This window comes from Sphingobium sp. (assembly GCF_035511395.1).
In the GTDB taxonomy this organism is placed as follows: Bacteria; Pseudomonadota; Alphaproteobacteria; order Sphingomonadales; family Sphingomonadaceae; genus Sphingobium.
Genome location: NZ_DATKFP010000088.1, coordinates 1 through 9456, shown reverse-complemented (window position 1 = coordinate 9456; position 9456 = coordinate 1). Strand labels below are relative to the sequence as shown.

The 9456-nt window shown below is 61.2% G+C and carries 7 protein-coding genes, 1 tRNA gene and 1 pseudogene; 6 read left to right on the top strand and 3 right to left on the bottom strand.

The genetic code is table 11. The features are described 5' to 3' along the window. On the bottom strand, positions 1 to 181 hold a 181-nt coding region (locus VMR39_RS05220; RefSeq protein WP_325414945.1), incomplete at its 3' end, for a hypothetical protein. 124 nt (positions 182 to 305) lie between these two features. On the opposite strand from VMR39_RS05220, the gene VMR39_RS05215 reads away from it, so the two are divergent. From VMR39_RS05215 to VMR39_RS05190, 6 genes are all read left to right on the top strand, one after another. Continuing rightward, positions 306 to 390: transfer RNA gene (locus tag VMR39_RS05215), tRNA-Leu, on the top strand. Positions 391 to 449: 59 nt separating this feature from the next. Beyond that, positions 450 to 2054: a trigger factor gene (tig, locus tag VMR39_RS05210; protein ID WP_325414944.1), complete on the top strand. Its 1605-nt coding sequence runs from the start codon at positions 450 to 452 to the stop codon at positions 2052 to 2054. 140 nt (positions 2055 to 2194) lie between these two features. Continuing rightward, on the top strand, positions 2195 to 3187 hold the full coding sequence (locus VMR39_RS05205) for a glycosyltransferase family 2 protein (RefSeq protein ID WP_325414943.1): 993 nt from the start codon (positions 2195 to 2197) through the stop codon (positions 3185 to 3187). A gap of 90 nt (positions 3188 to 3277) precedes the next feature. Next, entirely contained in the window at positions 3278 to 3913 is a 636-nt protein-coding gene (gene clpP / locus VMR39_RS05200; RefSeq protein WP_325414942.1) for an ATP-dependent Clp endopeptidase proteolytic subunit ClpP, read from the top strand. Between the two features lie 140 nt (positions 3914 to 4053). Then, positions 4054 to 5322: an ATP-dependent Clp protease ATP-binding subunit ClpX gene (gene clpX, locus VMR39_RS05195; RefSeq protein ID WP_179042282.1), complete on the top strand. Its 1269-nt coding sequence runs from the start codon at positions 4054 to 4056 to the stop codon at positions 5320 to 5322. A 363-nt stretch (positions 5323 to 5685) separates the two neighbouring features. After that, positions 5686 to 8247: a TonB-dependent receptor gene (locus tag VMR39_RS05190; protein ID WP_325414941.1), complete on the top strand. Its 2562-nt coding sequence runs from the start codon at positions 5686 to 5688 to the stop codon at positions 8245 to 8247. Between the two features lie 181 nt (positions 8248 to 8428). Here VMR39_RS05190 and mtgA read toward each other — a convergent pair whose 3' ends face one another. Both mtgA and VMR39_RS05180 read right to left on the bottom strand, forming a co-directional pair. After that, the gene (mtgA, locus tag VMR39_RS05185; protein ID WP_325414940.1) at positions 8429 to 9124 is read right to left on the bottom strand and encodes a monofunctional biosynthetic peptidoglycan transglycosylase; all 696 of its coding nucleotides are present in this window, start codon (positions 9122 to 9124) and stop codon (positions 8429 to 8431) included. A gap of 45 nt (positions 9125 to 9169) precedes the next feature. Next, a pseudogene (locus VMR39_RS05180) lies at positions 9170 to 9456 on the bottom strand (MFS transporter); the annotation flags it as partial.

The following is a 9456-nucleotide window of genomic DNA, read 5'->3' as shown; positions in this document are numbered from 1 at the left end:
GAAGTTCGGTCGGTGCGCTGTCGGGCTGGTCATAGTCCGGGCCTACCGGCGTGATTTCGTCCGGTTCGGTCATCGGCGTTTCCACGGGAGGCGTCGTTGCGGGGGCCTCGTCCGGTGATTGCGGCTCGATCCTGTCGGGCGGGGGAACGCCGTCGGGTGCGGTGTCGGGTCGGGTCGCCATTGCTGTCTCTCCTTTGTCTTATAGGAAGGTTACGCTTGGCCGGCACCACCGGTTCCGCGTCTGTTTCTACTATCCCTTGCCTCTGCGTGCGCTTTTCTCTATGCCGCGCCGACCGGCGACCGATGCGGGCGTGGCGAAACTGGTAGACGCGCCAGATTTAGGTTCTGGTATCGCAAGATGTGGGGGTTCGAGTCCCTTCGCCCGCACCAGTGCGCCGCCTGCGGCCAAGCCACCGAAATTCAGCTGAAGAAAGCGTTTGAGAGAAGAGATGCAGACTGTCGAGACGTTGAACGAGGGCCTGAAGCGCGCCTACACCGTGACCATCACGTCGAAGGACATCGACGCCCGCGTGGAGAAGGAAGTGAAGGCGATCGCGCCGCAGGTGCGTATGCCCGGCTTCCGCCCAGGCAAGGTGCCTGCGAACCTCGTCAAGAAGATGCACGGGGAATCGCTGCAGCGCGACGCGCTCAACAATTCGATCCAGGAAGGCATCCAGAAGCTGATCGCCGACCAGAAGCTGCGTCCCGCGATGCAGCCGTCGGTCGAGTTGGACGAGAATTTCGAGTTCGGCAAGGACGCGGAGGTCAAGGTCGCGCTCGAAGTGCTGCCGGAAATCGAAGCGCCGAGCGTTGACGGCCTGAAGCTGGAACGCCTGACCGTGGACGTCGCCGACGCGCAGGTCGCCGAAGCCGCCGGCCGCATCGCCACCCAGCAGGGCGCGCTCGAAGAGCAGGCCGCCAGCCACAAGGCCGCCGAAGGCGACACGCTGGTGATCGATTTCGTCGGCAAGGTCGATGGTGAAGCGTTCGAGGGCGGCAGCGCCCAGGACATCCGCCTGAAGCTCGGTTCGGGCCAGTTCATCCCCGGTTTCGAGGATCAGCTGACCGGCGTGAAGAAGGGCCAGGAAAAGACCATCGACGTCACCTTCCCCGAAGATTACGGCGCCGCGCACCTCGCCGGCAAGGCCGCGACCTTCGACGTGACCGTCAAGTCGGTGCTGGATGGCGACAAGCCCAAGCTGGACGACGATTTCGCCAAGTCGCTGGGTCTGGAAAGCCTGGAAAAGCTGAACGAGCTGCTCAAGGGGCAGATCGAGCAGGAACATAACGGCCTGACCCGCACCCACATGAAGCGCAAGCTGCTTGACCAGCTCGCCGCTTCGCACGACTTCGACGTCCCGCCGAGCATGGTGGAAGCTGAATTCGAGCAGATCTGGGCGCAGCTTCAGCATGAAGCCGGCCATGAGGAAGATCCCGAAGCGGCTCTCAAGGAAATGGAAGCCGAGAAGGAAGACTATCGCGCCATCGCCGTGCGTCGCGTCCGCCTCGGCCTGCTGCTCTCGGAAATCGGCCAGGCCAATGGCGTGACCGTTTCGGATCAGGAAATGAACCGCCTGATCATGCAGGCTGCGCAGCAGTACGGCCCGCAGGATCGCGAGCGCTTCGTGCAATATGTGCGCCAGGATCCGATGGCCGCCGCCCAGCTGCGCGCGCCGCTCTATGAGGACAAGGTCGTCGACTTCCTGTTCGACAAGGCCGAAATCACCGACCGCGCCGTGACCCGCGAGGAGCTGGAAGCGGCGATCGAGGCCGAAGACGGAGACCTGAAGCCCCACGTCCATGGTCCGGGTTGCGGTCATGACCATCATGACGAAAAGCCCAAGGCGAAGAAGGCTGCCCCGAAGAAGAAGGCTGCCGAACCCGCAGAGGCGGAAGCCGAAGCTGCTCCGGCCGCGGAGGAGGCGCCTGCCAAGAAGCCGGCCGCCAAGAAGGCTGCCGCCAAGAAGGACGAAGCCGTCGCTGAAGACGCTTCCGCTGAAGAGAAGCCCAAGAAGAAGGCTGCTCCCAAGAAGGCTGCCGCCAAGGCCGAATAAGGCCGCCTGACCGGCTATGATGAGCGCCCGGCTTCCTTGGGAAGCGCGGGCGCTTTTCATTTCACCGGCGGCATGGCAGACGAAATGTTAATCATGATGTCCCATGCCGATGGCACGCGGGGCAGGGACCAGTTGCGACGATGAAGGAATTTCCACCAGTGATCGGCGACAGCGTGGATGGGGAGCCGGCTCTGGCGGGACCGCGCGTCGCGGTGATCCTGCCCTGCTACAATGAAGCTGGCGCGATCGTGCAGACGGTGGAGGATTTTCGCCGCGCGCTACCGACCGCCGACATCTATGTCTTCGACAATAACAGCAGCGATGCCAGCCGCGAACTGGCGGCAGAAGCGGGTGCGATCGTCCGCCGCGTGCGGCAGCAGGGCAAAGGTCATGTGGTGCGCCGCATGTTCGCCGATGTCGACGCGGACATCTACATCATGGCCGATGGCGATGCGACCTATGAGGCCGCCGCCGCTCCGCGCATGGTCGCCGCGATGCTGGAGGACAATCTCGACATGGTGGTGGGCTGCCGCCGTGACGAGGTGGAGGCCGCCTATCGTCGTGGCCATCGTTTCGGCAACTGGGCGCTCACCAGCCTTTTGAAGCAGTTGTTTGGCCGTAGCTTCACCGACATTCTCTCGGGCTATCGCGTCTTTTCCCGCCGCTTCGTCAAGAGCTTCCCGGTCCTGTCCGCCGGTTTCGAGATCGAGACGGAGATCAGCGTTCATGCGCTCGAACTGGCGATGCCGGTATCCGAAGTCATGACCGCCTATGGCGCCCGGCCCGAAGGATCGGTCAGCAAGCTCAGCACCTATCGCGACGGCTTCCGCATCCTGCGCACGATCATCACCCTGTATCGCATCGAGCGGCCGGTGCTGTTCTTCGGCCTCATCGCCGCCTTCCTGGCGGCGCTGGGGCTGGGGCTGGCGGCGCCGCTGATCATTACCTATCTCCAGACCGGCCTCGTGCCGCGCTTCCCGACGGCGATCCTCGTCACGGGCCTCATGATCCTCGCGACCCTGTCGATGATGTGCGGCCTCATTCTGGATACCGTCGTGCGCGGCCGGCGCGAGGTGAGGCGGCTGGCCTATCTGGCCTTCCGCGCGCCTTCGGATTTCGCCCGCCGCGACTGATCTGTGCCCCGGATCGGCAAGCCCCTTGAACCATTCGCCATTTGTGCCGATGTAGGGGCTGGGCAAAAGCAACAACTCTGAAAGAGCACAATGACCGATATCATGTCCGATCCCATGGCCGCTCTGGTCCCCATCGTCATCGAACAGTCGAACCGCGGCGAGCGCAGCTTCGACATTTTTTCGCGACTGCTGCGTGAGCGGATCATCTTCGTGACCGGCCAGGTCGAGGACCATATGGCCTCGCTGATCGTTGCCCAGCTTCTGTTCCTCGAATCGGAAAATCCGAAGAAGGACATCTGGATGTACATCAACTCGCCGGGCGGCGTGGTGACGGCCGGCATGGCGATCCACGACACGATGAAATATATCCGTCCGCAGGTCGGTACCGTATGCATCGGTCAGGCTGCGTCGATGGGCAGCTTCCTGCTGGCCGCAGGCGAGCCGGGCAAGCGCATCGCGCTCAGCAACTCGCGCATCATGGTGCATCAGCCGTCTGGCGGCGCACAGGGCATGGCGTCCGACATCGAGATCCAGGCCAAGGAAATTCTTCGGATTCGCCGCCGCCTGAACGATCTTTATGTAAAGTACACCGGCAAGTCGCTGGAGGAAGTCGAGCGGGCGATGGACCGCGACACCTTCCTGGAAGCGGACGAAGCCAAGGCGTTCGGTCTGGTCGACGAAGTGTTCGATCGCCGCCCGGCCGCAGCGGAAACAACCGAGGGCTAAAGACTATCTTTACCGCGGTGCCCCACTTTCTCCCCTTGTGGAACGGGCGCACCGCGGTCTAGGATGGCCTTTGGACCAGAAAATCCCTCGCCGGACGTGGTTCTGGTATCGATTGGCCGGGGGGGAAGAGAGAATGGCGAATGACTAAGCTTACCGGTTCGGATTCGAAAAGCACGCTTTACTGCTCCTTCTGCGGGAAGTCGCAGCATGAGGTGCGCAAGCTGATCGCAGGACCGACCGTGTTCATCTGCGACGAATGCGTGGAACTGTGCAACGACATCATCCGCGAGGAGACCAAGGGCGGTCTCGTCGGCAAGAAGGATGGCGGCGTGCCGACCCCGCAGGAAATCTGCGACGTGCTCGACGATTATGTCATCGGCCAGAGCCGCGCCAAGCGTGTCCTGTCGGTCGCGGTCCACAATCATTACAAGCGCCTCAACCACGGTTCCAAGCCGGGCGAGGTGGAACTGGCCAAGTCGAACATCCTGCTCGTCGGCCCGACCGGCTGCGGCAAGACGCTGCTGGCGCAGACGCTCGCCAAGACGTTCGACGTGCCCTTCACCATGGCCGACGCCACGACCCTGACCGAAGCCGGCTATGTCGGTGAGGATGTCGAGAATATCATCCTCAAGCTGCTCCAGGCCTCCGACTATAATGTCGAGAAGGCGCAGCGCGGCATCGTCTATATCGACGAAATCGACAAGATCAGCCGCAAGGCGGAAAATCCCTCCATCACCCGTGACGTGTCGGGTGAGGGTGTGCAGCAGGCACTGCTCAAGCTGATGGAAGGCACGACTGCCTCGGTTCCGCCGCAGGGTGGCCGCAAGCATCCGCAGCAGGAATTCCTTCAGGTCGACACGACCAACATCCTGTTCATCTGCGGCGGCGCGTTCGCCGGCCTCGAAAAGATCATCGGTGACCGTCTGGAAGCCAAGTCGATCGGTTTCGGCGCCCATGTCGCGGCTCCCGAAGAACGCAAGACCGGCGAGCTGCTGCGTCAGAGCGAACCGGAAGATCTGCTCAAGTTCGGCCTGATCCCCGAATTTGTCGGCCGTTTGCCGGTTATCGCGACGCTGGAGGATCTGGACGTGACTGCCTTGGTCAAGATTCTGGTCGAACCGAAGAACGCGCTGGTCAAGCAATATGGCAAGCTGTTCGATATGGAGAATGTCGAACTCAGCTTCACCGATGACGCGCTGACCGCGATCGCCAAGAAGGCGATCGAGCGCAAGACCGGCGCACGCGGGCTGCGGTCCATCCTCGAAGCGATCCTGCTCGACACCATGTTCGACCTGCCCTCGATGGAGGGCGTCGGTGAAGTGGTGGTCGACAAGGATGTCGTCGCCGGGACCAAGGAACCGATTCGCGTGTTCAGCGAAAACAAGAAGCGGGCCGAAGACGCCGCCTGATTCTCAACCGCCTTTCGACCCTTGAAAAGGGGCCGGCACGCGATTGCCGGCCCCTTTTTCGTGCCGGTTCCCTGCGCTGCACAAAAATTCCTGCTGCGTTGCAAAATTGCACCACTGTTAAACTGCTGTAATTGACAGGCAAATAGTCATTAAAATTCAATATATTGCGCTCAATGAAGCGCTGCATCTTCCGGACTAGGCGGGAGGGTGGGAGGGAATGTGACATCCGCTGTGGTGCATTGTAACAAAATTGCAATCAGAGCATCACAGGGGCGTCGCCAGAGGCCGTCACAGGCGGCACCGGCTTGAAAGAGCAGGACATTCAGGGCGCGAGCGCCACCTTTGAAAAGGGACAAGGGTCACATGAAGAATTTTCTAATGGGCAGCGCCGCGATTCTCGCGGTCGCCATTCCTAATGCTGCGTTCGCGCAGTCGACGGGTTCGTCGGATTTTGAAGACAGCATCATCGTTACCGGCGCGCGGATCGACAATGGCGTCGGCGGCGTAAAGATTCCCGATTCGCCGAAGGCGAAGGTCGTGCTGGGTCAGGAAATCATCCAGGCGCAGCGCCCGGGTCAGACGATCAACGAAATCATCAACCTGGTGCCGGGCGTCAGCTTCACCAACAACGATCCCTGGGGTTCGTCGGGCGGTAACTTCACCATCCGTGGTTTCAGTTCCGACCGTATCTCGCAGACTTTTGACGGCATTCCGCTCAATGACTCGGGCAACTATGCGGTTTACACCAACCAGCAGGTTGACGCGGAACTGATCGAGAACGTCAACGTCAACCTGGGTTCGACCGACGTCGACAGCCCGACCGCTGCTGCGGTTGGCGGCACCGTCAACATCAAGACCCTTGAACCCAGCGACGAATATGGCGTGCTTGCTAGCGCCAGCTATGGCAACATCATTGCCGATGGCTCGGGCGATCGCCCCTATTTCCGCATGTTCGGCGTCGTCAACACCGGCGACTTGACCGGCCATGGCACCAAGGCGTGGATTTCGGCCTCGCGCCTCAAGAACGAAGCGGCCTTCGCAAATTATGGCAAGGTGTCGAAGCAGCAATATAATGCCAAGATCTGGCAGGATATTGGCGACAATGGTGACTTCATCTCGCTCGCCGGCCACTATAACCAGAACCGCAACAATTTCGGCGGTTCACCGTTGCGCGCCAATGCTATCACCGGTGATAAGAAGGGCCGCTTCTATGACATCGCGGGCGGTTATCCCTGCAACGTCAGCCAGACCAGCACTCCCAATGCTTGCGGCACCGATTTTGAACGTCGCTTCAACCCGTCCAATACGGGCAATGTCCGCCTGAACTCGAGGTTCACGCTGACCGAGCGTCTGACCTTCTCGGTCGACGGCGCTTATCAGTGGGTCAAGGCCAACGGCGGTGGCACCACCAGCGCCAATGAAACTTTCTTCACGGATTCGACCGGCTTCAGCGGCACCGGCAATTATAACGGCAGCTTCTACTTCGGCCGCGATTTGAATGGCGACGGTGTTCTCGGCCGGGTCACGCTTGTGCAGCCGAGCCAGACCAACACCCGTCGCTGGGTGGGCATTGCCAACCTTGCTTACGAGATCGACGACAGCAACCGCGTCCGTCTGTCTTACAGCTATGATCGCGCCCGTCATCGCCAGACTGGCTACGCCGGCTTCCTGGACCTGGGCGGTACTCCGCTCGACGTGTTCCCGATCAATGATCCGGTGGCTGACGCGGCTGGCAATGCGCTTCAGAAGCGCGATCGTAAGTCGATTGCCGAACTGAACCAGATTGCCGGCGAGTATCGTGGTCAGTTCTTCGAAGACAAGCTGACCGTGCTGCTGGGTGGGCGTATGCCTTTCTTCAAGCGCGAGTTGGATCAGAACTGCTTCACCACCAGCTCGGGCGGTTTCGTCAATTGCGTGCCGGAAGATCAGCAGGCTGCTTACATCGCGACTCATCCCTACAGCTACAACGCTACCACGGGACGTGCGACCGGATCGGCGCTGCCGCAGGAACGTAAGCTCAAGTACGACAAGTTCCTGCCCAACGTTGGTGCGACCTTCAAGATCACGCCGGAAATCAGCATTGCCGGTAGCTATGCGAAGAATATCTCGGTTCCGAGCACCGACGCGCTGTATAACGCGTTTATCTTCCCGGCAGACAGCGACGCTGCTTATCGTGTTGCGGAAACCTCGGACAGCTTCGACGCCAGCGTTCGTTACAATTCTTCGACGGTCCAGGCTGCTCTGACCGGCTGGTACTCGAAGTATAAGAACCGCCTCGTCACTGCCTACGACATTGACGGCAACGGCACCGACACCAACCTGGGTCCGGTGAAGAAGTACGGCATCGACGGCAGCATTTCCTACACGCCGATCAAGGAAGTGACCGCCTATCTGTTCGGATCGTACATCAAGTCGGAAATCCAGAACGACGCCGTTACGGGTAGCTGCACTCTCGACAGCGACATCCAGCTTGCTGGTCTCTGCTATGTGCAGGATGGCGTGGCTTACCTCCGCACGGCGGGCAAGCGTGAACGTAGCGCTCCGAAGTATCTGTTCGGTGGTCGTCTGCAGGGCAATCTGGGTGACTTCACCCTGGGCGTTCAAGCCAAGAAGACCAGCTCGCGCTACATGAACGACATCAACGGTGAAGTTCAGACCGCGACGACGAGCACCGGCGTCACCAAGCTCATCGCACCCGGTGCGAAGTTCGGCGCCTACACCGTCGTCGACCTCGACGTGCGTTACTCGCTCGCCAGCCTTGGCATGGAAAAGGGCGCGATCCAGCTCAACGTCAGCAACCTGTTCGACAAATTCTATGTCGGCTCGTTCAGCGGTGGTCTGGACACGCTGGCCAGTTCCTCGTCGGCCTTCGTGAACTTCGGTTCGCCGCGCGCCATCAGCGCCTCGCTGATCGTCGGCTTCTGATCGAAGCGACAAGGAACAGGAAAAAGGGCGGGGAGCAATCCCCGCCCTTTTTCTATGCCTGCTGTCCTATTTGGATCGACCGGGTTAGGCTGGCACTTGCGAGACAGCAGTTTCCAATAGGATCAGGCGAGCGTAACTTTATGTCAAAATCTGCGGGAAATGTGCGAAGTTAAGGGCGGCCTTACTTCAGGCAAGCATCCAGCCCGTCCCGCTGCACCACGCCGATCCGCGCGGCGATCGTATTGCCGTAACGACGGGTGAAGCCGCCGGGCGCCACGGCGGCGCGCTTCTTGGGAAGGGGCAGGACGGCGGCGATGCGGCCGGCTTCGGCGCGGGTCAGCTTCCCGGCGCCATGGTGGAAGTAGCGAATCGCGCCGGCCTGCACGCCATAGGTGCCGATGCCCGTCTCCGCGACGTTCAGATAGACTTCCATGATCCGCCGCTTGCCCCAGATCGCCTCGATCAGGACGGTGAACCAGGCCTCCAGCCCCTTGCGCACGAAACCGCCGCCCTGGAACAGGAAGACATTCTTCGCCGTCTGCTGGCTGATCGTGGAGCCGCCGCGGACGCGTCCGCCGCTGGCATTGTGGATCGCCGCCTTGGCGATGGCATCGACGTCGAAACCATGATGGCTGCAAAATTTGCCATCCTCGCCGGCAATCGCGGCGCGCGCCATGTCGGGATCGATCTCGTCCAGACTGGTCCAGTCCTTGGTGATGCCATTGGGGTCAAGCAGCATCGTCCATGTCACCGGCGGCGGCACGAAGCGGTAGATCGCGACCATCAGCAGCGACAGGGCAACGAAGCCGAGGATGATCCTGATCGGAATCATGATCCAGCGGGATCGGCGGCGGGGCGAAGCAGGTCTGGCGTTCATCCCGCATTGCTAGCGCGACGGCCTTCCCCGGTTCAAGCGTCTGCTTCAGGCCGTGGCAAACTGTTCCCGTCGTCCGCCGCGATTGATCAGCAGCACCAGTCCGGCCCCGATCAGGCAGAGTATTCCCGCGCCGATGAAGGCCGGCATATAGCTTTGCCATACCGTGCGCGACAGGCCACCACCCAGCGCAGCGCTCGCCGCGCCCAACTGATGCCCGGCGAAAATCCAGCCGAAGACGATGTTCGCCTTTTCCGGACCGAAGCGCTGGGCAGTCAGCTTCACTGTCGGCGGCACCGTCGCCACCCAGTAGAGGCCGTTGAAGACCGCGAAGA

Bases quoted from the DNA above. Each gene is read 5' to 3' on its own strand.
- tig (WP_325414944.1), top strand. From the start codon at position 450: ATGCAGACTGTCGAGACGTTGAACGAGGGCCTGAAGCGCGCCTACACC.
- VMR39_RS05205 (WP_325414943.1), top strand. From the start codon at position 2,195: ATGAAGGAATTTCCACCAGTGATCGGCGACAGCGTGGATGGGGAGCCG.
- clpP (WP_325414942.1), top strand. From the start codon at position 3,278: ATGACCGATATCATGTCCGATCCCATGGCCGCTCTGGTCCCCATCGTC.
- clpX (WP_179042282.1), top strand. From the start codon at position 4,054: ATGACTAAGCTTACCGGTTCGGATTCGAAAAGCACGCTTTACTGCTCC.
- VMR39_RS05190 (WP_325414941.1), top strand. From the start codon at position 5,686: ATGAAGAATTTTCTAATGGGCAGCGCCGCGATTCTCGCGGTCGCCATT.
- mtgA (WP_325414940.1), bottom strand. From the start codon at position 9,124: ATGAACGCCAGACCTGCTTCGCCCCGCCGCCGATCCCGCTGGATCATG.